This window comes from Streptomyces sp. Ag109_G2-15 (genome assembly GCF_900215565.1).
Lineage (GTDB): Bacteria > Actinomycetota > Actinomycetes > Streptomycetales > Streptomycetaceae > Streptomyces > Streptomyces diastatochromogenes.
On record NZ_OCNI01000001.1, the window covers coordinates 5,256,188 to 5,280,881 of the forward strand.

30 protein-coding genes are annotated in these 24,694 nt (G+C 72.0%); 24 read left to right on the top strand and 6 right to left on the bottom strand.

Features of this window, described 5'->3' with window-relative positions; genetic code table 11:
- Positions 1–40 precede the first annotated feature (40 nt).
- The 3 genes from CRP49_RS23580 to CRP49_RS23590 all read left to right on the top strand — a co-directional run bounded on the left by CRP49_RS23580 (position 41) and on the right by CRP49_RS23590 (position 2,661).
- Entirely contained in the window at positions 41–1,054 is a 1,014-nt protein-coding gene (locus CRP49_RS23580) for an ABC transporter ATP-binding protein (protein ID WP_097255184.1), read from the top strand.
- A 76-nt stretch (positions 1,055–1,130) separates the two neighbouring features.
- Entirely contained in the window at positions 1,131–1,952 is an 822-nt protein-coding gene (locus tag CRP49_RS23585; protein ID WP_097255185.1) for an ABC transporter permease, read from the top strand.
- Between the two features lie 34 nt (positions 1,953–1,986).
- Positions 1,987–2,661, top strand: a complete 675-nt coding sequence (locus CRP49_RS23590; protein WP_097255186.1) for an AAA family ATPase — start codon at positions 1,987–1,989, stop codon at positions 2,659–2,661.
- Between the two features lie 5 nt (positions 2,662–2,666).
- Here the strand turns inward: CRP49_RS23590 and ybaK are convergent, their stop codons facing one another.
- The 4 genes from ybaK to CRP49_RS23610 form a co-directional block, all read right to left on the bottom strand.
- Positions 2,667–3,170: a Cys-tRNA(Pro) deacylase gene (gene ybaK, locus CRP49_RS23595; protein ID WP_094220223.1), complete on the bottom strand. Its 504-nt coding sequence runs from the start codon at positions 3,168–3,170 to the stop codon at positions 2,667–2,669.
- A gap of 22 nt (positions 3,171–3,192) precedes the next feature.
- Positions 3,193–3,933, bottom strand: a complete 741-nt coding sequence (locus tag CRP49_RS23600; protein WP_097255187.1) for an LON peptidase substrate-binding domain-containing protein — start codon at positions 3,931–3,933, stop codon at positions 3,193–3,195.
- 11 nt (positions 3,934–3,944) lie between these two features.
- The gene (locus CRP49_RS23605; RefSeq protein WP_097255188.1) at positions 3,945–4,997 is read right to left on the bottom strand and encodes a hypothetical protein; all 1,053 of its coding nucleotides are present in this window, start codon (positions 4,995–4,997) and stop codon (positions 3,945–3,947) included.
- A gap of 172 nt (positions 4,998–5,169) precedes the next feature.
- Complete coding sequence (locus CRP49_RS23610; protein ID WP_097255189.1) at positions 5,170–6,747, bottom strand: oxidoreductase; 1,578 nt, start codon at positions 6,745–6,747, stop codon at positions 5,170–5,172.
- 202 nt (positions 6,748–6,949) lie between these two features.
- Here CRP49_RS23610 and hisD point away from each other — a divergent pair, with 202 nt between their 5' ends.
- The 10 genes from hisD to CRP49_RS23655 all read left to right on the top strand — a co-directional run bounded on the left by hisD (position 6,950) and on the right by CRP49_RS23655 (position 14,632).
- Positions 6,950–8,275 carry a histidinol dehydrogenase gene (hisD, locus tag CRP49_RS23615; protein ID WP_097255190.1) on the top strand — a complete coding sequence of 442 codons (1,326 nt, stop codon included), beginning with the start codon at positions 6,950–6,952 and terminating at the stop codon, positions 8,273–8,275.
- Entirely contained in the window at positions 8,272–9,381 is a 1,110-nt protein-coding gene (locus CRP49_RS23620; RefSeq protein WP_097255191.1) for a histidinol-phosphate transaminase, read from the top strand. The genes hisD and CRP49_RS23620 overlap by 4 nt, the downstream gene beginning before the upstream one ends.
- Positions 9,378–9,971, top strand: a complete 594-nt coding sequence (gene hisB, locus CRP49_RS23625) for an imidazoleglycerol-phosphate dehydratase HisB (RefSeq protein ID WP_030783530.1) — start codon at positions 9,378–9,380, stop codon at positions 9,969–9,971. Before CRP49_RS23620 ends, hisB begins: the two co-directional genes overlap by 4 nt.
- 3 nt (positions 9,972–9,974) lie before the next feature.
- On the top strand, positions 9,975–10,139 hold the full coding sequence (locus tag CRP49_RS46940) for a hypothetical protein (RefSeq protein WP_167444304.1): 165 nt from the start codon (positions 9,975–9,977) through the stop codon (positions 10,137–10,139).
- Positions 10,136–10,777: an imidazole glycerol phosphate synthase subunit HisH gene (gene hisH, locus CRP49_RS23630; protein ID WP_097255192.1), complete on the top strand. Its 642-nt coding sequence runs from the start codon at positions 10,136–10,138 to the stop codon at positions 10,775–10,777. The genes CRP49_RS46940 and hisH overlap by 4 nt, the downstream gene beginning before the upstream one ends.
- 3 nt (positions 10,778–10,780) lie before the next feature.
- Positions 10,781–11,506 (top strand): bifunctional 1-(5-phosphoribosyl)-5-((5-phosphoribosylamino)methylideneamino)imidazole-4-carboxamide isomerase/phosphoribosylanthranilate isomerase PriA, encoded by a 726-nt coding sequence (gene priA, locus CRP49_RS23635; RefSeq protein WP_097255193.1) that lies wholly within the window; start codon positions 10,781–10,783, stop codon positions 11,504–11,506.
- Positions 11,503–11,904, top strand: coding sequence for a RidA family protein (locus tag CRP49_RS23640; RefSeq protein WP_097255194.1), 402 nt, complete (start codon positions 11,503–11,505; stop codon positions 11,902–11,904). The genes priA and CRP49_RS23640 overlap by 4 nt, the downstream gene beginning before the upstream one ends.
- Positions 11,901–12,656: an imidazole glycerol phosphate synthase subunit HisF gene (gene hisF / locus CRP49_RS23645; protein ID WP_097255195.1), complete on the top strand. Its 756-nt coding sequence runs from the start codon at positions 11,901–11,903 to the stop codon at positions 12,654–12,656. Before CRP49_RS23640 ends, hisF begins: the two co-directional genes overlap by 4 nt.
- 123 nt (positions 12,657–12,779) lie before the next feature.
- On the top strand, positions 12,780–13,367 hold the full coding sequence (locus CRP49_RS23650) for a transcriptional regulator (RefSeq protein ID WP_097255196.1): 588 nt from the start codon (positions 12,780–12,782) through the stop codon (positions 13,365–13,367).
- A 14-nt stretch (positions 13,368–13,381) separates the two neighbouring features.
- The gene (locus CRP49_RS23655) at positions 13,382–14,632 is read left to right on the top strand and encodes an MFS transporter (RefSeq protein WP_257033471.1); all 1,251 of its coding nucleotides are present in this window, start codon (positions 13,382–13,384) and stop codon (positions 14,630–14,632) included.
- A 15-nt stretch (positions 14,633–14,647) separates the two neighbouring features.
- Here CRP49_RS23655 and CRP49_RS23660 read toward each other — a convergent pair whose 3' ends face one another.
- Together CRP49_RS23660 and CRP49_RS23665 are read right to left on the bottom strand one after the other, a co-directional pair.
- Positions 14,648–15,055, bottom strand: a complete 408-nt coding sequence (locus CRP49_RS23660) for a VOC family protein (protein WP_097255197.1) — start codon at positions 15,053–15,055, stop codon at positions 14,648–14,650.
- 10 nt (positions 15,056–15,065) lie between these two features.
- On the bottom strand, positions 15,066–15,701 hold the full coding sequence (locus tag CRP49_RS23665; RefSeq protein WP_097255198.1) for a TIGR03085 family metal-binding protein: 636 nt from the start codon (positions 15,699–15,701) through the stop codon (positions 15,066–15,068).
- Between the two features lie 82 nt (positions 15,702–15,783).
- Here CRP49_RS23665 and hisI point away from each other — a divergent pair, with 82 nt between their 5' ends.
- From hisI to lgt, 11 genes are all read left to right on the top strand, one after another.
- Complete coding sequence (gene hisI, locus CRP49_RS23670) at positions 15,784–16,176, top strand: phosphoribosyl-AMP cyclohydrolase (RefSeq protein WP_097257504.1); 393 nt, start codon at positions 15,784–15,786, stop codon at positions 16,174–16,176.
- Positions 16,177–16,187: 11 nt separating this feature from the next.
- On the top strand, positions 16,188–17,666 hold the full coding sequence (locus CRP49_RS23675; protein WP_094220237.1) for an anthranilate synthase component I: 1,479 nt from the start codon (positions 16,188–16,190) through the stop codon (positions 17,664–17,666).
- Between the two features lie 52 nt (positions 17,667–17,718).
- Entirely contained in the window at positions 17,719–18,357 is a 639-nt protein-coding gene (locus CRP49_RS23680; RefSeq protein ID WP_097255199.1) for a TIGR02234 family membrane protein, read from the top strand.
- Positions 18,358–18,498: 141 nt separating this feature from the next.
- Entirely contained in the window at positions 18,499–18,756 is a 258-nt protein-coding gene (locus tag CRP49_RS23685) for an HGxxPAAW family protein (protein ID WP_097255200.1), read from the top strand.
- Between the two features lie 175 nt (positions 18,757–18,931).
- The gene (locus tag CRP49_RS23690) at positions 18,932–19,372 is read left to right on the top strand and encodes a DUF2752 domain-containing protein (protein WP_097255201.1); all 441 of its coding nucleotides are present in this window, start codon (positions 18,932–18,934) and stop codon (positions 19,370–19,372) included.
- 163 nt (positions 19,373–19,535) lie between these two features.
- A complete protein-coding gene (gene trpC / locus CRP49_RS23695) occupies positions 19,536–20,345 on the top strand; it encodes an indole-3-glycerol phosphate synthase TrpC (RefSeq protein WP_097255202.1) in 810 nt (269 codons plus the stop codon).
- 21 nt (positions 20,346–20,366) lie between these two features.
- On the top strand, positions 20,367–20,540 hold the full coding sequence (trpM, locus tag CRP49_RS49160; RefSeq protein ID WP_373560363.1) for a tryptophan biosynthesis modulator TrpM: 174 nt from the start codon (positions 20,367–20,369) through the stop codon (positions 20,538–20,540).
- A 137-nt stretch (positions 20,541–20,677) separates the two neighbouring features.
- Complete coding sequence (trpB, locus tag CRP49_RS23700; protein WP_097255203.1) at positions 20,678–21,961, top strand: tryptophan synthase subunit beta; 1,284 nt, start codon at positions 20,678–20,680, stop codon at positions 21,959–21,961.
- On the top strand, positions 21,958–22,776 hold the full coding sequence (gene trpA, locus CRP49_RS23705; protein WP_097255204.1) for a tryptophan synthase subunit alpha: 819 nt from the start codon (positions 21,958–21,960) through the stop codon (positions 22,774–22,776). Before trpB ends, trpA begins: the two co-directional genes overlap by 4 nt.
- A gap of 62 nt (positions 22,777–22,838) precedes the next feature.
- A complete protein-coding gene (locus CRP49_RS23710; protein WP_094220245.1) occupies positions 22,839–23,612 on the top strand; it encodes a thioredoxin domain-containing protein in 774 nt (257 codons plus the stop codon).
- 84 nt (positions 23,613–23,696) lie between these two features.
- Positions 23,697–24,668, top strand: a complete 972-nt coding sequence (gene lgt / locus CRP49_RS23715) for a prolipoprotein diacylglyceryl transferase (protein ID WP_097255205.1) — start codon at positions 23,697–23,699, stop codon at positions 24,666–24,668.
- Positions 24,669–24,694: the final 26 nt, after the last annotated feature.

Here is a 24,694-nt window from a genome sequence, read left to right on the forward strand (position 1 = left end):
AAGGCGAGTAAAGGGGCCGGACCCCGTAGTCTCGTGCCTTGTGAGTACGCGCGCGGGACAGGCACTTCGGCAGGACGAGGTCGTACGCGTGCGCGGGCTCAGCAAGACCTACCCGCCCGTGAAGGGGCGGCGCGGAACACCCGGTACGCCCGAGGTGCGGGCCACCGACGGTGTGGAGCTGGACGTACGGCGCGGGGAGATCTTCGGGCTGCTCGGGCCGAACGGCGCCGGCAAGTCCAGCCTCGTACGGCAGCTCACCGGGCTGCTGCGGCCGGACACCGGCAGCGTCGAGATCCTCGGCCACGACATCGTCCGGCATCCCGAGCGGGCCGCGCGGATCCTCGCCTACCTGGGGCAGGAGTCCTCCGCCCTGGACGAGCTGACCGTCGCGCTCGCCGCCGAGACCACCGGACGCCTGCGCGGCCTGGACGTACGGCGGGCGCGCGCCGAGCGGGACGCCGTACTCGACGAACTGGGGCTCACGCCGATCGCCGGGCGGGCGCTGAAGAAGCTGTCCGGCGGACAGCGGCGGCTCGCCTGCCTCGCCGCCGCCCTCGTCGGCCGGCGGCCGCTGCTCGTGCTGGACGAGCCGACCACCGGCATGGACCCGGTGGCCCGGCGCGCGGTGTGGGCGGCCGTGGACCGGCGGCGGGCCGAACACGGTACGACCGTGCTGCTGGTCACCCACAACGTCATCGAGGCCGAGACCGTTCTCGACCGGGTCGCCGTCCTCGACGAGGGCCGGGTCATCGCCTGCGACACCCCGGCCGGGCTGAAGGAACAGGTCTCCGGCGAGGTGCGGGTGGAACTGGTGTGGCGGGAGCGGGCACCGCTGGACGTGCCCGAGGTCGCCGTGCTGCGCGAACGGGCCGTGGAGTCCGGCCGGCGCTGGACGCTCCGGCTCGCACCCGAGGAGGCCCGGGCCGTCGTCGCCACGGTGACCGGCGGGGCCGCCTTCGCCGCCCTGGACGACTTCACGCTCGCCACGCCCAGCCTGGAGGACGTGTACCTGGCGCTGGGCGGGGCGGCACGGCAGGGGCTGGTGAAGGCGTGAGCGCGAGGATCGTCGTATCCGTATGGTCCCTGTGGGACGGCGGCGCGGCTGCCGTAGGGAAGAGGAGCAGCTCGTCGTGAGTGTCGTACCCGCGGAGGTTCTGCCGGGCGGTGCCCGGGCCGTGCCGGAACGGGCCCGGCCCGCGGCCGAGCTGGGGCCGCCCGCGCGGCTGTGGCCGTCGCTGGTGGCCGTCTACCGGGCCCAGCTGTCCCGGGCCCGGGTGGCGCGCATTCCGCTGCTGTTCGTGGCGACCTTCCAGTCCGTCGGCATCGCCGTGATGATGCGCGGTGTCGTCGACAGCGGCAGCGAGGCCCAGTCCGTGGTGGCCGGGTCCTCGGTGCTCGTCGTCGCGTACGTCGCGCTCAATCTGCTGTCGCAGTACTTCGGGCAGCTGCGGGCCAGCGGCGGGCTCGACCACTACGCCACGCTGCCGGTGCCGCCCGCGGCGGTGGTGCTGGGCGCGGCGGGGGCGTACGCCTCCTTCACGGTGCCGGGGACCCTGGTGACCGCTGTCTTCGGGTGCGTGCTGTTCGGGCTGCCGCTGTCCAACCTCTGGATCCTGGTGGCCGTCATTCCGCTCGCCGGGGCCGCGCTCGCCGGGCTGGGCGCCGCCTGCGGGCTGCTCGCGCCGCGGCCCGAGCTGGCCACGCTGCTCGGGCAGCTCGGCATGTCGGCGGCACTGCTGCTCGGTGTGCTGCCGGCCGACCGGATGCCGGAGATCGTACGGCTGGCCCGGGACCTGCTGCCGTCGACCTACGGCGTGGAGGCCTACGCGCGGACCTTCGAGGCCCACCCGGACTGGGCCGTCGTCCTCGCTGACCTGGGAGTCTGCGCGGGGGTCGGAGTGATCTCGCTGGCCGTGGCGACCTGGGCGTACCGCAGGGCCGCCGTCCGATGACGCGGCCCACAGCGCGACCTGGCACGATGTCAGAGTGACCGCACCGCTGACTCCGCCTCCGCCGCCGCACGACGACTCCCCGCACCAGGTCTGGCAGGCGCCGCCGCCGGCCGGGGCGCCGGTGGGAGGCCTGTACGAACAGGACGGTCCTGGGATGAAGACCGAAGTCCGGGAAGCCGTCGTGATCGCGATAGCGGTGGCGCTGGGCGGGGTGCTGTTCGGGCTGCTGTGGTGGTGGCTGGCGCCGCATGTGCCGCTGGTGGGGGACGAGGTCGACAAGAGCTGGGTCGTCTACCTCAAGGACACCGAGGGGGAGCAGGCGGCCGGGGTGGACGGGACGTTCACGCTGCTGGGGCTGGCCTTCGGGCTGGTCAGCGCGGTCGTCGTGCTTCTGTTTCGGCGGCGTGGGGGTGTGCCTCTCGTTGTGGCACTCGGGCTGGGCGCCCTGCTCGGGTCGGTGCTCGCGTGGCGGTTCGGGGTCTGGCTGGGGCCCGAGTCCGACGTGATCGCTCACGCGAAGGCGGTGGGGAAGGGGGTCACCTTCTCGGCACCGTTGAAGTTGGGGGCGAAGGGGGCGTTGCTGGCTTGGCCGTTGGCCGCGGTGCTGGTGCATCTGGGGCTCACGGCGTTGTTCGGGCCGCGGGATCCTGAGGCGCCGTATCCGCACGGGCCGGCCCCGAAGGACTCGTACGGAGCCCCGCCGGCGTAACCCCGTCAGCCCCGCCCGATCGGTGCCAGTACCGCCTCCGTCAGCTTCGTCAGGTCCTCCGGAGACAGTTCCACCTCCAAGCCCCTGCGGCCCGCCGAGATGCAGATCGTGGCGTGGGACTCGGCCGAGTCGTCCAGGACGGTGCGGAGCTTCTTGCGCTGGCCCAAGGGGGAGATGCCGCCGCGGACGTACCCGGTGGTGCGTTCTGCGAGGGTGGGGTCGGCCATCGTCGCCCGCTTGCCGCCCACCGCCGCGGCCAGGGCCTTGAGGTCGAGGGTGCCGGAGACCGGGACCACCGCCACCGTCAGTGCGCCGTCCACGTCGGCCACCAATGTCTTGAAGACCCGGTCGGGGGAGACGCCCATCGCCTCCGCCGCCTCCTCGCCGTAGGAGGGGTGGGCGGGGTCGTGGTCGTAGGAGTGGAGGGTGAAGTCCACGCCCGCCGCCGTCAGGGACACCGTCGCGGGAGTGCCTCCGGACTGCTGCTGCTTCTTCGACTTCTTCGCCATCGGGGTGTCGGCCTCGGTTCGCTCAGTTCAGGCTGGTCGGCGTCCGCGTCAGCTCGAACGCGGGCAACGACGGAAGGTTACGGATGATGGCCGTCTCCGAGCGAAGGAGTTTCAGCTCGTCCCGGAGCCGGGAGGCGGTGTCCGGCGCCTGCAGCAGCCGTTGCTTGGTCGGGGTGTCCAGGACCATCGCGGCCGCCACCAGGTAGGAGACCACCGAGGGGTCGTCCGGGAGGTCGGAGCCCGAGGAGAGGGAGCGCTCGCGGGCTCCCGCGAGGCGCTTCTGGTACTGCCGGAAGGCGCGCAGGACGCCCTCGGCCAGGGCGCCCGCCTCGTCGCCGGGGTCCTCCGGCAGCTCCTCCAGCTCCGCCGTCAGGAACGGGCCCGACGCGTCCACGGACAGCAGCCGTACCCGGGTCGTCCCGGTCGCCAGCACCTCGAACGTGCCGTCGGCGCGCTCCCGGATGGTCGCCGCGTCCGCCACACAGCCCACGCCGTGGAAGGACTTGAGCGGGTCCGGGCCGAAGCCCGCGGCCGGGCCCCGCTCGGGCTGTGCGGTCGGATCGGGCATGCCCGGCGCGCTCGCTGCCACCTCGTGGCCGTCGCGGATCGCCACGACGGCGAACCGGCGCGGTTCGTCCTCGGGGGTCTTCAGCAGCTCGCGCATCATGGCGCGATAGCGCTCCTCGAAGATGTTCAGGGGCAGCACGAGCCCGGGGAACAGCGCCGAGTTCAGCGGGAAGAGAGGGAGACGGACGGTGGTCACGACGCCCCAGCCTAATGGTCGGGGGCGGGGGCTCGGCCGCGGTGTTCGTTCCGCGGTTGAGCGGGTGCCGCCAGCAGTTCGGTCACGGTGGTGCCGGGAGCGGTCGTGAGCAGTGCCTCGCGCAGCCGCAGGAAGTGGCCCAGCGGGTCGTCGGAGAACCGGTCCCAGGGGAACGACGTGGCGTACGGGCCGATCAGGCGCAGCTGGGTGCGGGCGTCCTCCCAGCGTTCCAGCCGGGCGAGGACGTACACCAGCTTGTTGCGGATCTCGGCGGGCCAGGGTGTGGCCGCCGGGAACCGGCCGGAGAGCGCGATCGCCCGGTCGGCCGCCGCCTCCAGCCGCTCGCGCGGTACCTCGGGACCGCAGCCGTCGGTCAGGTAGGAGAGGGCCGCCCGGGCCGGCAGCGCCTGGACGAGCGAGTCGGCCGGGGCGTCCTGCGCGGCCAGGTCGGCGAAGTCGAAGCACTCGCGGTGCGAGCCGTGCCAGGAGGTGCCCAGGTAGCGCAGGGCGGCCACATGGCAGCCGTAGTGGTGCGGGGCGCGCCGGACCGCCGCCTCCCACAGCTCCTCGAAGTAGCGGTGCCCGGCCCGGGAGCCCCTCGCGTGGTCGAGCGCGATCCGCCAGGGCACCGGATCGCGGTCGTCGGCCCGGGCGGCGGCCGTGATCAGCGGGCTCACCTCGCGCAGCAGCTCGGCGCGGGCCGGGGAGGGCCAGGCGCGGTCCACCGCCAGCTGGGCCGCGACGAGCGTGACGTCGGGGTCGTCCGGGGCGGCCGCGTGCCAGGCCTCGAACCACTCGGAGCGCGAGCGGGCGAAGGCCGCGAGCCGCCTGGCGTAGCGGTCGTGGTCCTCCCACTCGGCCGCCGCGCGCGTGGTGGCGAGCAGAGCGGAGGCGGCGCCGAACTCGCCCCGGCCGGCCGCGACCAGCGCGGGGGACAGGCGTTCGTCGGGCGCGTCGAGGACGGCCTCGTCGCCGGCCGCCTGTGGGTCGGCGGGGCGCGAGGCACGTCGTGTCATCCGTGTGGGGCGGAAGAACGCCGGCAGCAGAGCCATGGTGTCGACCATTGAAAGTCCGCAGGTCGGGCGTGCGCCAGAGGGTCCGGGCAAGTCATGGAAGGTTGTACGCCCGACGGTCAAGGACAAGTAAAAGGTGATTGTTCAACTAATGTGGTGTACCTGACCAATGTGACGTACATGTCGATGAACCGGGCATCCGTACGTGCCGATGAACCGGGCGTCAGCCGCGCCGCAGCAGCCGGGTCGCCCCCGCCGCCACCGTCGTCGCCAGGATCCAGCCCAGCAGGATCATCGCCGCGGCCAGCCACTGCCAGCCGCCGCGCAGCTGCCACTGGCCGACCTGGCCCAGGTCGATCACCGGCAGCAGCAGGTCCAGCGTGAACAGGGCGGCACTCCAGGACGGATGGCCGCCGGGGTTCACCGGCGGATGGCCGGCGTGCGAGAAGGCCAGCGTGCCCGCCGCCCACAGCACCGCCATCCACACCGCGGCCCGGCCCGGCCGGTAGCCGTACGCCACCGTCCAGTCCTGGACGTACCCCCAGAACTTGGCGGCCAGCGGCAGCGTCTCGCGGCGCCGGCGCTGCTTGGCGAGCAGCACCTCGCGGGCGTCCTCGTCCTCCCCGGCCGCCCGCAGCACGGTGGCCAGCCGTTCGTACGGCTCCGGGTTGTACTCGGCGGTGGCCGCCGCCACCCAGTCCAGCCGCCGGGTCAGCGGGAACGGTCCCTGCGGTACGAGGTTCTCGTACGCGAAGCCGCCCATGTGGAGGCTGCCCGGGCCCGGCCAGCTGCCCGCGTGGTCCACCAGGTTGACGATCCGCGCGCCGGACAGCACCACCTTCCCGCGCTGCGGCCTGTCCCCGAGGAAGCGCAGCTCGGGCGTCTGCACCCGGCGCAGCGACAGCTCCTGGTCGTCGGTGAAGCCGAACCGGGCCCGCTCCAGGTCCACGGCGTCCCCGAACCGCCCGTCGTCCAGCCGTATCCCGCCCCGGCACTCGAAGCGCTGGATGCGTGTCCCGCGCGCGGGCGTCGTCCCGCTCAGCAGCGGGTTGCCCACGCCGGCCGGGGTCAGGTACAGGGTGCGCCCCACCGTCAGCTGGGGGGCGTTCAGGGCGAGGCGCGCGTACGGGTTGGCCAGTCTCGCTCCCCGCAGGCTCAGCGAGACCCCGATCTTGGCGCTGCGCAGGCTCAGCTCGCCGTGCGACTCCAGCAGCTCCGCCTGCAGGTCCTGGCCCACGGTCATGCCGTCCGCGGCGATCGAGCGGCCGCTGCGGTCCCGGTAGACGATCGCCTGGTTGAGCAGCAGGTCCGTGCCGATGTGCGCGTCGGTCAGCCGCACCCCGTTCTGGAAGCGGCAGCGCGGCAGGTGCAGATCGCCCTCGGTGTGCACTCGGGCCGCCTCCAGGCGCGGCACCGCGCAGTCCACCAGACGCAGGGTCGTGAACCGGGCCTCGGGCAGGAGGATCTGGTCGTCGAAGCGGCAGCCGCGCAGCTCCGTGTACGGCGTGACCGTGCCGCCCGCCAGGTCCACCGTGCCGGTGACCCGCACGCCGGTCAGCTTCAGGGAGGGCACCCGGCCCGCGAGCGCGGGAGGCCCGTCCAGCAGCAGCCAGCAGATGATGCGCGCCCGGACGCTCCGCTCGGGTCCCCAGGGATGCCCGCCGTGCGGATCGTCCACGACTACGTCCCCGCTGCTCAGGTCGTACACGCTGCCGTTGCGGAAGGCCTGCCACATGCCCGCCTCGGCCGCGGTCAGGTCGTCCGGCAGGTCCCCGGCGTGGATGCCGGCCCCCTCGGTCACCGCTCTTCCTTCCTCCTCTGACTACTCGCTGTCACCTTCCTCGTACACCCGTTCATGCCCGCTGAGTGACGCCTGATACACACGATGTGAAGGTGATCTTCCGGGTTCCGGCCAGGCTATGTACCGCCCGCTGTCCCGCGTTCTGTATCAGCCATTGATACGCGCGGACGGCTCCCGACCCCGGTCTGAGAGAATTGACACCGTGATCTCCCGAATCGATCTGCGCGGCGACGCCCTTCCTGAGGGCCCGGCCCTGCGCGACCTGCTGCCCCGAGCCGACTTCGACGTTCAGGCCGCCCTGGAGAAGGTGCGTCCGATCTGCGAGGCCGTGCATCATCGGGGTGACGCGGCGCTGATCGACTTTGCCGAGAAGTTCGACGGAGTACGGCTGGAATCCGTCCGTGTCCCGGGCCAGGCGCTCACCGACGCGCTGGAGGCCCTCGACCCGGCCGTGCGTGCGGCCCTGGAGGAGTCCATCCGCCGCGCCCGTCTGGTCCACCGTGAGCAGCGCCGTTCGACGCACACCACCAAGGTCGTGCCCGGCGGGTCCGTCACCGAGAAGTGGGTGCCGGTCGACCGCGTCGGGCTCTATGCCCCGGGCGGCCGCTCGGTCTACCCGTCCTCCGTGGTCATGAACGTGGTGCCCGCGCAGGAGGCCGGCGTCGAGTCGATCGCGCTCGCCTCCCCGGCCCAGGCGGAGTTCGGGGGGCTGCCGCACCCCACGATCCTCGCCGCGTGCGCCCTGCTCGGCGTGGACGAGGTCTACGCGGCCGGCGGCGCCACCGCCGTCGCGATGTTCGCGTACGGCACCGAGTCCTGCCCGCCCGCCAACATGGTCACCGGCCCCGGCAACATCTGGGTGGCCGCGGCCAAGCGCTACTTCACCGGCAAGATCGGCATCGACGCCGAGGCCGGTCCGACCGAGATCGCGGTCCTCGCGGACGACACCGCCGACCCCGTGCACGTGGCCTCGGACCTGATCAGCCAGGCCGAGCACGACCCGCTGGCGGCGGCCGTGCTGGTCACCGACTCGGTCGAGCTGGCGGACGCGGTGGCAAAGGAGCTGGAGCCGCAGGTCGCGGCCACCAAGCACATCGAGGACCGGATCGTCCCGGCCCTCAGCGGCAAGCAGTCCGCGATCGTCCTGGTCGACGGCATCGACGAGGGCCTCAGGGTCGTCGACGCGTACGGCGCCGAGCACCTGGAGATCCAGACCGCCGACGCCGCCGCGGTCGCGGACCGGGTGAGGAACGCGGGCGCGATCTTCATCGGCCCCTGGGCCCCCGTCTCGCTCGGCGACTACGCGGCCGGGTCCAACCACGTGCTGCCCACCGGCGGCTGCGCCTGCCACTCCTCCGGCCTGTCCGTCCAGTCCTTCCTGCGCGGCATCCACGTCGTGGACTACACGAAGGACGCGCTGGCCGAGGTCGCGCACCATGTGGTGACGCTGGCGGAGGCGGAGGACCTGCCCGCGCACGGCGCGGCGATCAAGGCGAGGTTCGGTTGGAAGGTGCCTGAGAGCAAGTGAGCATCGGAATCGACGATCTTCCCGTACGGGACGAGCTGCGCGGCAAGTCCCCCTATGGCGCGCCCCAGTTGGACGTCCCCGTACGGCTGAACACCAACGAGAACCCGTACCCGCTGCCCGAGCCGCTGGTCGAGCGGATCACGGAGCGGGTGCGGGAGGCCGCCCGCGACCTGAACCGCTACCCCGACCGGGACGCGGTCCAGCTCCGCACCGAGCTGGCCAAGTACCTGACGAAGACCGGCAAGTACCCGCTCGGCATCGAGAACGTGTGGGCCGCCAACGGCTCCAACGAGGTCATCCAGCAGCTGCTGCAGACCTTCGGCGGACCGGGCCGCACCGCCATCGGCTTCGAGCCGTCGTACTCGATGCACGCGCTCATCGCGCGCGGTACGGGGACGGGCTGGATCTCGGGTCCTCGCGACGAGGACTTCGACATCGACCTCGCCGTGGCCGAGCGGGCCATCGCCGAGCACAAGCCCGACGTCGTCTTCATCACCACCCCCAACAACCCCACCGGCAACGCGGTTCCGCCGGAGACGGTCCTCGCGCTGTACGACGCGGCCCAGGCGGCCAAGCCGTCCATGGTCGTCGTCGACGAGGCCTACATCGAGTTCAGCCACGGCGACTCGCTGCTGCCGCTGCTGGAGGGCCGGCCGCATCTGGTCGTCTCCCGCACCATGTCGAAGGCGTTCGGCGCGGCAGGCCTGCGCCTCGGCTACCTCGCCGCGCACCCCGCGGTCGTGGACGCCGTACAGCTCGTCCGGCTGCCGTACCACCTCTCGGCGATCACCCAGGCGACCGCCCTGGCCGCCCTGGAGCACACCGAGACGCTGCTGAAGTACGTCGAGCAGCTGAAGTCGGAGCGGGACCGGCTGGTGAGCGAGTTGCGGGCGATCGGTTACGACGTCACCGCGTCGGACGCGAACTTCGTGCAGTTCGGCCGGTTCGAGAGCGCCCACGAGGCCTGGCAGAAGATCCTCGACCGGGGCGTCCTGGTCCGGGACAACGGCGTACCGGGGTGGCTGCGGGTGTCCGCCGGAACCCCGGAGGAGAACGACGCGTTCCTCGACGCGGTTCGGGAACTGAAGAAGGAGCTTGAGGCATGAGCCGCGTAGGACGTGTGGAGCGCACCACCAAGGAGACCTCGGTCCTGGTCGAGATAGACCTCGACGGCACCGGGCGGACCGACATCGCCACGGGCGTCGGCTTCTACGACCACATGCTCGACCAGCTCGGCCGGCACGGTCTGTTCGACCTGACCGTGAAGACCGACGGCGACCTGCACATCGACTCCCACCACACCATCGAGGACACCGCCCTCGCGCTCGGCGCCGCCTTCAAGCAGGCCCTCGGCGACAAGGTGGGGATCTACCGCTTCGGCAACTGCACGGTCCCGCTGGACGAGTCCCTCGCCCAGGTGACGGTCGACCTGTCCGGCCGCCCCTACCTCGTGCACACCGAGCCCGAGAACATGGCGCCGATGATCGGCGAGTACGACACGACGATGACCCGGCACATCCTGGAGTCCTTCGTCGCCCAGGCGCAGATCGCGCTGCACGTGCACGTGCCCTACGGGCGCAACGCGCACCACATCGTGGAGTGCCAGTTCAAGGCGCTCGCCCGGGCCCTGCGCTATGCCAGCGAGCGCGACCCGCGCGCGGCCGGCATCCTCCCCTCCACGAAGGGCGCGCTGTAACCCATGAACGGTCTGTCCACCGTCCTGATCGTCGTCGGCCTCTTCCTGGTCGGCGGCATCATCTCCTTCGCCAAGCAGAAGATGCCCACGAGCCTCATCGTGCTGCTGTCCATCGGCGCGGGCATGTGCCTCGTCGCGGGCGTCCTGAGGCTGGAGGTGTGGAATTGAGCACCGGCAAGCGAGTAGTCGTCTTCGACTACGGTTTCGGCAATGTCCGCTCCGCCGAACGCGCCCTCGCGCGCGTGGGGGCCGACGTCGAGATAACGCGCGACTTCGACCGGGCGATGAACGCCGACGGCCTGCTGGTGCCGGGCGTCGGCGCGTTCGCCGCCTGTATGCAGGGGCTGCGCGGGGCTCGCGGTGACTGGATCATCGACCGCCGGCTGTCCGGCGGGCGGCCGGTGATGGGCATCTGCGTCGGCATGCAGATCCTGTTCGCGAGCGGCATCGAGCACGGCGTGGAGACCGAGGGCCTCGACGAGTGGCCCGGCACGGTCGAGCCGCTCCAGGCCGACATCGTGCCCCACATGGGCTGGAACACCGTCGACGCCCCGCTCGACTCGGAGCTGTTCGCCGGCCTGGACCGGGACGCCCGCTTCTACTTCGTGCACTCCTACGCCGTCCACGACTGGACCCTGGAGACCAACAACCCGGTCATGCACGCGCCCAGGGTGACCTGGTCGACGCACGGCAAGCCCTTCGTGGCGGCCGTGGAGAACGGTGCCCTGTGGGCCACCCAGTTCCACCCCGAGAAGTCCGGCGACGCCGGTGCCCAGCTCCTCACCAACTGGATCGGAACCCTGTAGACCATGGCCAAGCTCGAACTCCTCCCCGCGGTCGACGTCCGTGACGGCCAGGCCGTCCGCCTCGTGCACGGCGAGTCCGGGACCGAGACGTCCTACGGCTCCCCGCTGGAGGCGGCCCTCGCCTGGCAGCGCTCGGGCGCCGAGTGGCTGCACCTGGTCGACCTGGACGCCGCCTTCGGCACCGGCGACAACCGGGAGCTGATCGCCGAGGTCGCCAAGGCGATGGACATCAAGGTGGAGCTGTCCGGCGGTATCCGGGACGACGCTTCCCTGGCGGCCGCCCTGGCCACCGGCTGCACCCGGGTGAACCTCGGCACCGCCGCCCTGGAGACCCCCGAGTGGGTCGCCAAGGTCATCGCCGAGCACGGCGACAAGATCGCGGTCGGCCTGGACGTGCGCGGCACGACCCTGCGCGGCCGCGGCTGGACCCGGGACGGCGGTGACCTCTACGAGACGCTGGAGCGCCTCAACAAGGAGGGCTGCGCCCGCTACGTCGTCACCGACATCGCCAAGGACGGCACCCTCCAGGGCCCGAACCTGGAGCTGCTGAAGAACGTCTGCGCCGCGACGGACCGGCCGGTCGTGGCGTCCGGCGGCGTGTCGTCGCTGGACGACCTCCGGGCCATCGCCGAGCTGGTACCCCTCGGTGTCGAGGGCTCCATCGTCGGGAAGGCCCTGTACGCGAAGGCGTTCACCCTGGAAGAGGCCTTGGAGGCTGTGTCGTCATGAGTGATGCCGTGCGGCGCGTGCAGAGCGGAAGTCCCTGGGAAGAGAGTTTCGGGTTCGCGCGCGCCGTGGCGGCGGGTGACCGGGTGCTGGTGGCCGGTACGACGTCCTTCCGCGGCCTTGTGCTGTACGGGGAGGGCGACCCGTACGAGCAGGCCAAGGTGGCGTTCACCAGCGCGCTGGAGGCGATCGCGGAGTTCGGGCTCGGTATCGAGTCCGTGATCCGTACGCGGATGTACCTGACCCATGCGCGGGACGTCGACGAGGCGGGCCGGGCCCACAAGGACCTCTTCGACGCGGTGCGGCCCGTTTCCACCCTGCTGGTCGTGGAGGGCTTCGTCGACCCGCGCATGCTGGTCGAAGTGGAACTAGAGGCATTCAGAGGAGCCGTGAACTCATGACCCTGGCGGTCCGAGTCATCCCCTGCCTGGACGTGGACAACGGCCGGGTCGTCAAGGGCGTCAACTTCCAGAACCTGCGCGACGCGGGCGACCCCGTCGAGATGGCCAAGGTGTACGACGCCGAGGGCGCCGACGAGCTGACGTTCCTGGACATCACCGCCTCGTCCGGCAACCGCGAGACGACGTACGACGTGGTGCGCCGCACCGCGGAGCAGGTGTTCATCCCGCTGACCGTCGGCGGCGGCGTCCGCACGGCCGAGGACGTGGACAAGCTGCTGCGGGCCGGCGCCGACAAGGTGGGCGTCAACACGGCGGCCATCGCCCGCCCGGACCTGATCCGCGAGATCGCCGAGCGCTTCGGCCGGCAGGTGCTGGTGCTGTCGGTGGACGCGCGGCGCAGCGAGTCCGGATCCTTCGAGGTCACCACCCACGGCGGCCGCCGCGGCACCGGCATGGATGCCGTCGAGTGGGCGCACCGGGCCGCCGATCTGGGCGCCGGCGAGATCCTGCTGAACTCCATGGACGCCGACGGCACCAAGGACGGCTACGACCTGGAGATGATCGCCGCGGTCCGCAAGCACGTCACCGTCCCGGTGATCGCCTCGGGCGGCGCGGGCAAGCTGGCGGACTTCCCGCCGGCCATCGAGGCGGGCGCGGACGCGGTCCTGGCCGCCTCCGTCTTCCACTTCGGCGACCTGCGCATCGGCCAGGTGAAGCAGACGCTGCGGGAGGCGGGGCACCCGGTGCGGTGACGCTGCGCTGAGCTTCGGCCCCGGTTGCCCTTGGGCGGCCGGGGCCTTCTCGTCGGCAGACAGGAAAGAAAAGTTGCGCAAAATATGTTGTGCAACCTTTCTTTTCTATCTAGCGTTGGGTGCATGACAGCCAAGGGGAGCCGTCCCATCACGGACGTGGGCACGCTGAAGGCGCTCGCCCACCCGCTGCGGATGAAGCTGTACCGAGCCCTGTGCGTGGCCGACAAGGCGACCGCCTCGCACCTCGCCGACCAGGTGGACGAGGCCGTCTCGCTGGTCAGCTACCACCTGCGCAAGCTTGCCGAGCACGGCCTCATCGAGGAGGCCGAGCCGCAGAGCGCGGACGGCCGGGAACGCTGGTGGCAGCCCTCCTCGGAGGGGGTGAGCATCCGCGACAAGGACTTCCGGGACGCCCCCGAGAAGGCGGCCGCACACCTGGCGGCGACCCGCCTCTTCCACGACCAGCGCGCCGAGATGTACCGCCGCTACCTCGACGAGCGCTCCACCTGGAGCGCCGAGTGGAACGCCGCCGCACCCGACAGCGAGTCCCTCTTCCGCCTCACCGCAGGCGAACTGAACGAACTCCGGGAGGAGTTGCTCGCCCTGGTCAGGAAGTACGACGAGAAGGGCCGGTCCGCCGAGGCAGCGGGCGAGGCCGAAGGGCGCGAGCACGTCGCGCTGCACGTGTACGGCTTCCCGTTCCGCGTCTGAGAGAGGGCACCGCCGTGACCGTCCTGACCGACATACCCGCGCGGCAGCTCGAACAGGCCGCCCACCGCGACCCCAACGTCCTGCGCTGGCTCGGTGCCTACACCTCCTCGATGCTGGGCGACAGCATCTACTACATCGCCCTCTCCTGGGCCGCCGTCCAGGCCGGAACCCCCGCGCAGGCCGGTGTCGTGATGTCGGTCAGCGCGGTGCCGAGGGCCGTGCTGATGCTCGGCGGGGGAGTGCTCGCCGACCGGCTGGGCCCGCGCCGTGTCGTCATCGGCAGCGACGCCGTGCGCTGTGCCGCCGTCCTCGCGGTGGCCGCCCTGCTGTTCCTCACCAGCCCCGGGCTGTGGCCGCTCGCCCTGCTGGCCCTGGTCTTCGGCACCGTCGACGCCGTGTTCATGCCCGCCGTCGGCGCCCTCCCGGCACGGATCACCGGCAAGGGGCAGCTCGCCCGGGTGCAGGGCATGCGCGGCCTCGCCATCCGCTGCGCCGGCGTCATCGGGGCCCCGCTCGGCGGCCTCGGCGTGGCGCTCGGCGGCGCGGCGACCGCCTTCGCCCTGGCCGGCCTGCTCATCGCGGTGTCGGTACCGCTGCTGGTCTCCGTACGGGTGCGGGAGCTGCCGGCCGACGACGGGACGGCCGACGGAAAGGCGTCCCCCTGGCGGGATCTGCGGGCCGGCCTGCGCTACATCCGCGGCCACCGCGTCCTCGCCCCGCTGATGCTCGCCATCGCCCTCGGCGACTTCGGCTTCGTCGGGCCGTTCAACGTCGGCCTGACCCTGCTCGCCGACCGGCGCGGCTGGGGCGCCTCCGGGATGGGCTGGATCCTCGCCGGGTTCGGCGTCGGCGCGGGCGCCGCCTCGCTGCTGCTCACCGTCCGGGGGCGGTTGCCGCGCGCCGGGCTGGTCGCCGCGTACGCCATCCTCGCGGGCTCCGTCGCGATCGGTGCCCTCGCCTACGTCCCGAGCCTCGCCGGAGCCGTCGGGGTGGCCCTGCTCGTCGGACTCCTCGCGGGTCTCAGCGGAGCCATGTGCGGGGCCCTGCTGCAGACCCAGGCCGACCCCGCCTACCTCGGCCGGGTCACGGCCGTCGCCGGCCTGGTCAGCCTCGGACTCGCCCCGCTGAGCATGCCGTTCGCGGCCGCAGCGATCGGCGCCTTCGGCCTGGGCCCCGTCTACGTCGTCAGCGCCGTCGTCTGCGGCCTTGGCGGGGTCGTCGCCCTGTACGTCCCGGGCCTGCGCCGGGCCGAGCTGCCCCGCTGAGGCTCGGCCCGAGGCTCAGCCGTGGGCCGGCTTGGGCTGGGCCAGCTGGATCAGGTTGCCGACCGTGTCGTCGAGCACGGCCGCGATCACCGGCCCCTGCTCCTGCGGCTCGTGCGTGAAGTGCACACCGAGGTTCACCAGCCGCTTGTACTCCGCCTGGATGTCGTCCACCGAGAAGACGATGCACGGGATCCCCGCCTCGTACAGGGCCCGGCGGTACGGCTCCGCGATCGGGCCCTCGCCGGGCTCCAGCAGCAGCTGGAGATCCGGCTGGGCCCCGCCCCGCGCACCGACGGTGATGAAGAGCGTGCCGCCGCCCAGGTCCAGATGGGTACGGGTCTCGAAGCCCAGGACGGCCGTGTAGAAGGCGTGCGCCTTCGCCACGTCGTCCACGTACACGCCGGTCATCGCGACCTTGATCATGAGGTGCCTCTCAGATGCCCACCTGCTTGGACTCGTGCAGCTTGGCGATCGCGTTCTCGTCGCCGTCCAGCTCGACCCGCGCCGCGCTCTGCCGGCCGAACGCGAACATCAGCAGCTCCGACGGCTCGCCCGTCACCGTCACCACGGGCGCGCCCCGGTGGGCGACGGCCGTCTGGCCGTCCGGGCGCCTGAGGACCAGACCCGTCGGCACACCCCGGCCCAGCAGCCGGGCGGTGCGCTCCAGCCGGGACCACAGCGACTCCTGGAAGACGGGGTCCAGCTCACGCGGGGTCCAGTCCGGCTGGGCACGCCGGACGTCCTCCGTGTGGACGTAGAACTCCACGATGTTGGCCGCCTCGTCGACCTGCTTGAGCTGGAAGGGCGAGAAACGCGGCGGGCCCGTACGGATCAGCTGGATCAGCTCCTCGTACGGCTTCGCGGCGTACTCGGCCATCACCTTCTCCAGCCGCGGCGCGAGCTGCTTGATCAGCGTGCCGCCGGCGGCGTCCGGCCGCCGCTCCCGCACCACCACGTGGGCGGCCAGATCGCGCGTCTGCCACCCCTCGCAGAGGGTCGGGGCGTCCGGACCGGTGGTTTCCAAGAGGTCGGCGAGCAGAAGCCGTTCACGCTGCGCGAAGGTCGACATGGAATCAGCCTACGACCACACAGTAGGTCCGCACAGTGGACACGGACCGTCACTGTCAGTGCCGCGCGGCACAATGGCAGGCATGACCAGTACGCCTCCGCCCAGCAGCCTCGACCCCGAGATCGCCGCGCGCCTGAAGCGCAGCGCCGACGGGCTCCTCCCGGCCATCGCCCAGCAGTACGACACGGGCGAGGTACTGATGCTCGGCTGGATGGACGACGAGGCGCTGCACCGCACGCTCACCACGGGCCGCTGCACCTACTGGTCGCGCAGCCGCCAGGAGTACTGGGTCAAGGGCGACACCTCCGGCCACTTCCAGTGGGTCAAGTCCGTCGCCCTGGACTGCGACGCCGACACCGTGCTGGTCAAGGTCGACCAGGTCGGCGCCGCCTGCCACACCGGCGCCCGCACCTGCTTCGACGAGGACGTGCTGCTCAAGGACGCCGATTCCGGCGTACGGGCACAGGATCAGTAAGGTCAGCCGCCATGGACCTCGAGACCTTCCGCAAGCTCGCCACCGACCGGCGCGTCATCCCGGTCACGCGCAAGCTCCTCGCCGACGGCGACACCCCGGTCGCGCTCTACCGCAAGCTCGCCGCCGAGCGCCCCGGCACCTTCCTGCTGGAGTCCGCGGAGAACGGCCGCTCCTGGTCCCGCTACTCCTTCGTGGGCGTGCGCTCCGCCGCGACCCTCACCACCCGGGACGGCGAGGCCCACTGGCTCGGCGCCCCGCCCGTCGGCGTCCCCACCGGCGGCGACCCGCTCGCCGCGCTGCGCGCCACCCTCCAGGCCCTGCACACCCCGCACCAGGAGGGCATGCCGCCCTTCACCGGCGGCATGGTCGGCTACCTGGGCTACGACATCGTCCGCCGCCTGGAGAAGATCGGCCCCGGCGAGCGCGACGACCTGAAGCTGCCCGAGCTGACCTTGCTCCTCACCAGCGACCTCGCCGTCATGGACCACTGGGAGGGTTCGGTCCTGCTGATCGCCAACGCGATCAACCACAACGACCTCGACACGGGTGTCGACGAGGCGTACGCGGACGCCGTGGCCCGCCTCGACGCGATGGAGGCGGACCTGTCCCGCGCGGTCGCCCAGCCACCCGCCGTCCTCCCGCCCTCCGAACTCCCGGAGTACACCGCCCTGTGGGGCGGCCCCGACTTCCAGGCGGCCGTCGAGGACGTCAAGGAGCGCATCCGCGCGGGCGAGGCCTTCCAGGTCGTGCCCTCCCAGCGCTTCGAGACCCCGTGCACGGCGAGCGCGCTGGACGTGTACCGGGTCCTGCGGGCGACCAACCCGTCGCCGTACATGTATCTCTTCCGCTTCGACGGGTTCGACGTCGTCGGCTCGTCCCCCGAGGCGCTGGTGAAGGTCGAGGACGGGCGCGCGATGGTCCACCCCATCGCCGGCACCCGGCACCGCGGCGCCACCCCGCAGGAGGACCAGGCCCTCGGCGAGGAGCTGCTCGCCGACCCCAAGGAGCGCGCCGAGCACCTGATGCTGGTCGACCTCGGCCGCAACGACCTCGGCCGGGTCTGCGAGCCCGGCTCGGTGGAGGTCGTGGACTTCATGTCCATCGAGCGCTACTCGCACGTGATGCACATCGTCTCGACGGTCACCGGCAAGGTGGCCGAGGGCCGTACGGCCTTCGACGTGCTGACCGCGTGCTTCCCGGCGGGCACCCTCTCCGGCGCCCCCAAGCCCCGCGCGATGCAGATCATCGACGAACTCGAGCCGTCCCGCCGCGGCCTGTACGGCGGCTGCGTCGGCTACCTCGACTTCGCCGGCGACTCCGACACCGCCATCGCCATCCGCACGGCCCTGCTCCGCGACGGCACGGCCTATGTGCAGGCCGGCGCGGGCATCGTCGCCGACTCGGACCCGGTCGCCGAGGACCAGGAGTGCCGCAACAAGGCCGCCGCGGTACTGCGGGCGGTCCACACGGCGAATCGTCTCGGACGGTAGGGACCGTCTGATGTGAACCCCGGGTGATGGTTCGCCCGGGGTTCAGGCGATAGTGGAGTACGTGACTGCCGTACCTCACCCCCGTTCCGAAGCCGCCGCGCCCACCCGGTCCGGTCGGCGGAGCCTCGCCGTCGCTCTGCTGTGCGGTGCGCTCGGCGCGGCCGTGGCGCTGCTCGCGACCCGGCAGCGCTGGGCGGAGGGCACCGCCACGGTGGCCGGCGGCGCGTTTCCGCTGACCGCGAAGGGCAGCGACGTCACGGGCGTCCCCGCGGCCCTCGCCATAGTGGGCCTCGCCGCGCTCGTCGCCGTCTTCGCCGTCCGCAGGGCGGGCCGCCTCGCCGTCGCCGCGCTGCTCGCCCTCTCCGGCGCGGGCACCGTCGCCGCCGCCCTCGTGGGGGCCTCCGACAGCTCCGCGCTGGACGAGAAGGCCGCCCAGGCCACCGGCGACACCTCGGCCGCGGTCGCCGCCCTCAGCCACACCGGCTGGCCGTACGTCGCCGCCGCCGGCGGCGTCCTGATCCTGCTCGCCGGGCTGCTCGCCCTGCGCTACGGCAGCCTGTGGCCCGCCATGTCAGGCCGCTACGAGCGCGGGGCCGACCGCCCGCGGCGCACGGCGCGCCCGGTGGACCCCGAACGGCCCGAGGAGATCTGGAAGGCCCTGGACCGCGGCGAGGACCCGACCGGGGCCTGAGCGCCTCGGCAGTACCCCCTTGGCGGTCGCTGGATGTGGCGAACCAGACGCCACCCCCGCGTCCGGCACGCGTGCGCGTACGGGACAATGGACGACGAGCGTCCGGCTCGGACTAGGACACACAGCAACGAGGAGCAAGTCATGGCGGGCAGCAGCCACGGTCACACCCCGGCCGCCTGGACCGGCGTCACCATCGCCTTCATCGGTTTCTGCGTCTCGGGCGCCTTCGTGGTGATGGCCCAGCCGATCGGCTTCTGGGCCGGCCTGGCGATCGTGGTCCTCGGTGGCGTCGTCGGCTCCGCCATGAGCGCCATGGGCCTCGGCCAGCCGAAGAAGTCAGCCGCCGTCGCGCACGCGACCCCCACCGCGACCCGCGAGCCGGCCACCGCCGAGAGCTGAGCACCACCGCTTCCCGCGAGGGGCGACCGGAACCCGAAGAGGGTACGGGCCGCCCCTTTCGCGTGTCGTGGGGGATCGGGGCGGGAGCGTGCGTCGCCGACCGCTGCGCGTAGGCCCGGGCCGCCGAGGACGCCCCTCGCGCGCGTGACGGGGGCGTGCGGGGCAGAATGCCAGCGTGAATGCCGACAGCCGTAGCGCCCCGCGCACCAGCCCGCCGCCCGCCCTGTGGGGGCGGCTCGCCCTTCCGGCCGGCCTGCTCGCGGCCGTCGGCGGGGCCTTCGCGTACGTCGGCACGGTGGACCCGAACGAGCCCGGCCACTACCCGGTGTGTCCCCTGTACCGGCTGACCGGCCTGTACTGCCCCGGCTGCGGCGGACTGCGCAGCGCGCACGCCTTCGTCCACGGTGACTTCCTCACCGCCCTGCACGACAACGCGATGGGCGTCGCCGCCTACCTCGGCTTCGCGGTGCTGTGGACCGTCTGGGGGGTCCGCGCGGTGCGCGGCCGGCCGGTGCGGATCGAACTCGGGCGGGTGCAGATGTGGAGCGTCGGCGCGTTGCTGCTGGTCTTCACCGTGATCCGGAACCTGCCGGGCGGCGGCTGGCTGCACCCCTAGACCGCTCTCGTGGACCGCTCCCGGACCGCCGACGGAATGTCCAGGTCGTGGGACCGGTATAGATCGGATGCAGGGCCACAGTGGACCTCCGGATACCATCGGAGTGACCAAGGGTTTTCAATCAGAACCCAAAGGAACAACCGTCTGAAAGGGGGCCGCTCGCGTGAGTGTGCTCGACGAGATCATCGACGGAGTCCGTGCCGACCTCGCGGAGCGGCAGGCACGCGTCAGCCTCGACGAGCTCAAGGAGCGTGCGGCGAAGGCCCCCGCCGCCAAGGACGGGGTTGCCGCGCTCAAGGGCGACGGTGTCAAGGTGATCTGCGAGGTCAAGCGCTCCAGCCCCTCCAAGGGCGCGCTGGCCGCGATCGCCGACCCGGCCGGGCTCGCCGCGGACTACGAGGCGGGCGGTGCCGCAGTCATCTCCGTCCTCACCGAACAGCGCCGCTTCGGCGGCTCGCTGGCCGACCTTGAGGCCGTCCGCGCGCGTGTGGACATCCCCGTCCTGCGCAAGGACTTCATCGTCACGTCGTACCAGCTGTGGGAGGCCCGGGCGTACGGCGCCGACCTCGCGCTGCTGATCGTGGCCGCCCTGGACCAGCCGGCTCTCGAGTCGCTGATCGAGCGTGCCGTCTCCATCGGACTCACCCCGCTCGTCGAGGTGCACGACGAGGAGGAGGTCGAGCGGGCCGTGGCCGCGGGCGCCAAGATCATCGGCGTCAACGCGCGCAACCTGAAGACCCTGGAGGTCGACCGCGGCACCTTCGAGCGGGTGGCCCCGGAGATCCCCGAGGGCATCGTCAAGGTCGCCGAGTCCGGTGTGCGCGGGCCGCACGACCTGATCGCGTACGCCAACGCCGGTGCGGACGCGGTCCTGGTGGGTGAGTCCCTGGTCACCGGCAAGGACCCGAAGACGGCGGTCTCCGACCTGGTCGCGGCGGGCGAGCACCCCGCACTGCGGCACGGCCGAAGCTGATCAACGGCTAGGCTTGCCGCGATGATTCCGACCACACCCGTCACGGCCACGGACCGGTACGCCCGCCTCGCGCGCGGCTGCCGCCCGCGTGGCTGCCGCGCGCCTGCCCGCAGGGTGCACGGCCGACGGGTGCGGTACGTCATCGGTGACGAGCCAGGGCAAGTAAACGGCATGCGATGGCAGCAGCCGACCTAAGGGGCGCGGGGCAGAACCAGAATCTGCGGCTCCGCCGCGTGGGCGCGACCAGCCACACACGGTCCGCAGCCAAGTGATTACCCCGCCCCCACGGCGATTGGTGTCTTTTTTCCACACACTCACCGTGAGGTATTCGCATGCCCAGCCAGTTCTTCATCCCTGACCCCACCGGCCAGGTGCCCAGCGCCGAGGGCTACTTCGGCGCCTTCGGGGGCAAGTTCATCCCAGAGGCCCTCGTCGCCGCCGTGGACGAGGTCGCCGTCGAGTACGACAAGGCGAAGCACGACCCCGAGTTCGCCCGCGAGCTCGACGACCTGCTCGTCAACTACACCGGCCGCCCCAGCGCCCTGACCGAGGTGCCGAGGTTCGCCGAACACGCCGGCGGTGCCCGGGTGTTCCTCAAGCGGGAAGACCTTAACCACACCGGCTCCCACAAGATCAACAACGTGCTCGGCCAGGCGCTGCTCACCAAGCGCATGGGCAAGACCCGCGTCATCGCGGAGACCGGCGCCGGCCAGCACGGCGTCGCCACGGCCACCGCCTGCGCCCTCTTCGGCCTCGACTGCACCATCTACATGGGCGAGATCGACACCCAGCGCCAGGCCCTCAACGTGGCGCGTATGCGCATGCTCGGCGCCGAGGTCGTCGCCGTGAAGTCCGGCAGCCGCACGCTGAAGGACGCCATCAACGAGGCGTTCCGGGACTGGGTCGCCAACGTCGACCACACCCACTACCTGTTCGGTACGGTCGCCGGCCCGCACCCCTTCCCGGCCATGGTCCGCGACTTCCACCGGGTGATCGGCGTGGAGGCGCGGCGCCAGCTCCTGGAGCGCGCCGGCCGGCTCCCCGACGCCGCCGTCGCCTGCGTCGGCGGCGGCTCCAACGCCATCGGCCTCTTCCACGCCTTCATCCCCGACGAGGGCGTCCGCCTGATCGGCTGCGAGCCGGCCGGGCACGGCGTGGAGACCGGCGAGCACGCGGCCACCCTGACCGCGGGCGAGCCCGGCATCCTGCACGGCTCCCGCTCCTACGTCCTGCAGGACGACGAGGGCCAGATCACCGAGCCGTACTCCATCTCGGCCGGTCTGGACTACCCGGGCGTCGGCCCGGAGCACTCCTACCTGCGCGACAGCGGCCGCGGCGAGTACCGCGCGATCACCGACGACGCCGCCATGCAGGCCCTGCGCCTGCTGTCGCGGACCGAGGGCATCATCCCGGCCATCGAGAGCGCCCACGCCCTGGCCGGCGCCCTCGAGGTCGGCAAGGAGCTGGGCAAGGACGGGCTGATCGTGGTCAACCTGTCCGGCCGCGGCGACAAGGACATGGACACCGCGGCGCGCTACTTCGGCCTCTACGACACCGACGCCGAGGTGGCCGCCAACGAAGCCGACACCGCCGAGATCGAGGGGGACGCCAAGTGAGCGGGAACATTCAGCTGCTGTCCGACACCCTCGCCGCCGCCAAGGCGGAGGGGCGCTCCGCCCTCATCGCCTACCTCCCGGCCGGCTTCCCCACCGTGGACGGCGGCATCGAGGCGATCAAGGCCGTCTTCGACGGCGGCGCCGACGTCGTCGAGGTCGGTCTGCCGCACAGCGACCCGGTCCTCGACGGCCCGGTGATCCAGACCGCCGACGACATCGCCCTGCGCGGCGGAGTCAGGATCGCGGACGTCATGCGGACGGTGCGCGAGGCGCACGAGGCGACCGGGAAGCCGGTGCTCGTGATGACGTACTGGAACCCCATCGACCGCTACGGCATCGAGCGCTTCACCGCCGAGCTGGCGGAGGCGGGCGGCGCGGGCTGCATCCTGCCCGACCTGCCGGTCCAGGAGTCGGGCCTGTGGAGGGAGCACGCGGAGAAGCACGGCCTCGCCACCGTCTTCGTCGTCGCCCCGAGCAGCAAGGACGCGCGGCTCGCCCAGATCACCGCGGCGGGCAGCGGCTTCGTCTACGCGGCCTCGCTGATGGGTGTCACCGGCACCCGTGCGTCGGTCGGCGCGCAGGCCCACGACCTGGTCGAGCGCACCCGGGCCACCGGCACCGCGCTGCCGGTGTGCGTCGGTCTCGGCGTCTCCAACGCGGCCCAGGCCGCCGAGGTCGCCGGCTTCGCCGACGGTGTCATCGTCGGCTCGGCGTTCGTGAAGCGGATGCTGGACGCCCCGGACCACGCCTCCGGACTCGACGCCGTGCGCGGGCTCGCCGGCGAGCTGGCGAAGGGCGTACGCGGACAGGCGTAGTCCGAACGGGTGGACCTCAGGCCGGGGAGGCGCGCTGCGCCTCCCCGGTTCGTTCTGGGGGTGTGAGCGAGAAGAACCGTGACGGAAAGCGCACCGCCCGGGAGCGGCTGGCGGTCGAGCGCGAGAAGCAGAAGGCCGCGGAGAAGCGACGGCGCGCGCTGATCGTGGGCGCCAGCGTCGTCTGCGTCCTGGGGCTCGCGGCGGTGATCGGCGTGATCGCCGCCAACTCGGGCAAGGAGAAGAGCAGCAGCGCCGGCCCGGTCGTGGCGCCCTCGGGAGCGCAGGGCAAGGACAGTCTCGCGATCCCGGTCGGCAAGGACGGCGCCAAGGCGACGCTCACGGTCTGGGAGGACTTCCGCTGCCCGGCCTGCCAGGCCTTCGAGACGATGTACCGGCCCACGCTCCACGAACTGACCGACGCGGGCAAGCTCAGAGTCGAGTACCACCTGGTCCGGCTGATCGACGGCAATCTCGGCGGCACCGGCTCCCTGCGCGCGGCCAACGCCGCGGCCTGTGCCCAGGACGCCGGAAAGTTCCGCGACTACCACGACGTGCTCTACGAGAACCAGCCCAAGGAGACCGACGACACCTTCGCGGACAACGCCAAGCTGATCCAGCTGGCCGGCAAGGTGAAGGGCCTCGACACCCCCGCGTTCCAGAAGTGCGTCAAGGACGGCACCCACGACAGCTGGGTGAACAAGTCCCACAAGGCCTTCCAGGCCGGCGGCTTCAGCGGCACGCCCACCGTCCTGTTCGGCGGCAAGAACATCTACGCGGACCAGACCATGACCCCGGCGAAGCTCAAGCAGATGGTGGAGGAGGCGAACCGCGGGTAAGCGTGTTTCTCACGTCCCCGTTATGGACCCGTAGCCGGGCTGCTTGCCGTCCTCGCGGCCCGGCACGGTAGCGTCGACCTTGCCATGGAACTTGCCTACATTCCCAGCCCGTCGCGCGGGGTGCTGTACCTCGGCCCCATTCCGCTGCGCGGTTATGCCTTCTGCATCATCATCGGCGTCTTCGTCGCCGTCTGGCTCGGCAACAGGCGCTGGATCGCCCGGGGCGGGCGAGCCGGCACGGTTGCCGACATCGCGGTCTGGGCCGTTCCCTTCGGCCTCGTCGGCGGTCGGCTCTACCACGTGATCACGGACTACGAGCTGTACTTCAGCGCGGGCCGTGACTGGGTGGACGCGTTCAAGGTGTGGGAGGGCGGCCTCGGTATCTGGGGCGCGATCGCGCTCGGCGCGGTGGGCGCGTGGATCGGCTGCCGGCGCCGGGGCATCCCGCTGCCCGCCTACGCCGACGCCATCGCCCCCGGCATCGCCTTCGCGCAGGCCATCGGCCGCTGGGGCAACTGGTTCAACCAGGAGCTGTACGGGCGCGAGACGCATGTTCCGTGGGCGCTGCACATCACCTCCTCCGAGGGCGGCCGGGTGCCGGGCTACTACCACCCGACCTTCCTCTACGAGTCCCTGTGGTGCATCGGCGTCGCTCTCCTGGTCATCTGGGCCGACCGCCGCTTCCAGCTGGGCCACGGCCGGGCCTTCGCCCTGTACGTCGCCGCGTACTGCGTGGGCCGCGGCTGGATCGAGTACATGCGCGTCGACGACGCCCACCACATCCTGGGCCTCCGCCTCAACGACTGGACCGCGATGATCGTGTTCCTGCTGGCGGTGACGTACATCGTGGTGTCGGCGAAGAAGCGGCCCGGCCGGGAGGCGGTTGTCGAACCGGGTGCCTCCGACGGTCCGGCCGAGGACGCCTCAGGTGCCGAGGCCGACGGTGAGGAAGTCGACGCCAAGTCCGTCGCCGAGGCCGACACCGAGGTCGAGGACAAGGCCGAGCCGGATGCCGTGGAGGCGAAGGACGAGCCGGAGTCGGCGAAGAAGAGCTGACGGCTGGTTGTACGACACCGAGGGCG

Coding starts and splice junctions, on each gene's coding strand:
- trpB (WP_097255203.1), top strand. CDS start 20,678: ATGCCCAGCCAGTTCTTCATCCCTGACCCCACCGGCCAGGTGCCCAGC.
- priA (WP_097255193.1), top strand. CDS start 10,781: ATGGCCAAGCTCGAACTCCTCCCCGCGGTCGACGTCCGTGACGGCCAG.
- hisI (WP_097257504.1), top strand. CDS start 15,784: ATGACCAGTACGCCTCCGCCCAGCAGCCTCGACCCCGAGATCGCCGCG.
- ybaK (WP_094220223.1), bottom strand. CDS start 3,170: ATGGCGAAGAAGTCGAAGAAGCAGCAGCAGTCCGGAGGCACTCCCGCG.
- CRP49_RS23640 (WP_097255194.1), top strand. CDS start 11,503: ATGAGTGATGCCGTGCGGCGCGTGCAGAGCGGAAGTCCCTGGGAAGAG.
- CRP49_RS23675 (WP_094220237.1), top strand. CDS start 16,188: ATGGACCTCGAGACCTTCCGCAAGCTCGCCACCGACCGGCGCGTCATC.
- CRP49_RS23685 (WP_097255200.1), top strand. CDS start 18,499: ATGGCGGGCAGCAGCCACGGTCACACCCCGGCCGCCTGGACCGGCGTC.
- CRP49_RS23665 (WP_097255198.1), bottom strand. CDS start 15,701: ATGTCGACCTTCGCGCAGCGTGAACGGCTTCTGCTCGCCGACCTCTTG.
- CRP49_RS46940 (WP_167444304.1), top strand. CDS start 9,975: ATGAACGGTCTGTCCACCGTCCTGATCGTCGTCGGCCTCTTCCTGGTC.
- CRP49_RS23605 (WP_097255188.1), bottom strand. CDS start 4,997: ATGGTCGACACCATGGCTCTGCTGCCGGCGTTCTTCCGCCCCACACGG.
- hisB (WP_030783530.1), top strand. CDS start 9,378: ATGAGCCGCGTAGGACGTGTGGAGCGCACCACCAAGGAGACCTCGGTC.
- hisF (WP_097255195.1), top strand. CDS start 11,901: ATGACCCTGGCGGTCCGAGTCATCCCCTGCCTGGACGTGGACAACGGC.
- trpM (WP_373560363.1), top strand. CDS start 20,367: ATGATTCCGACCACACCCGTCACGGCCACGGACCGGTACGCCCGCCTC.
- CRP49_RS23660 (WP_097255197.1), bottom strand. CDS start 15,055: ATGATCAAGGTCGCGATGACCGGCGTGTACGTGGACGACGTGGCGAAG.
- CRP49_RS23650 (WP_097255196.1), top strand. CDS start 12,780: ATGACAGCCAAGGGGAGCCGTCCCATCACGGACGTGGGCACGCTGAAG.
- lgt (WP_097255205.1), top strand. CDS start 23,697: ATGGAACTTGCCTACATTCCCAGCCCGTCGCGCGGGGTGCTGTACCTC.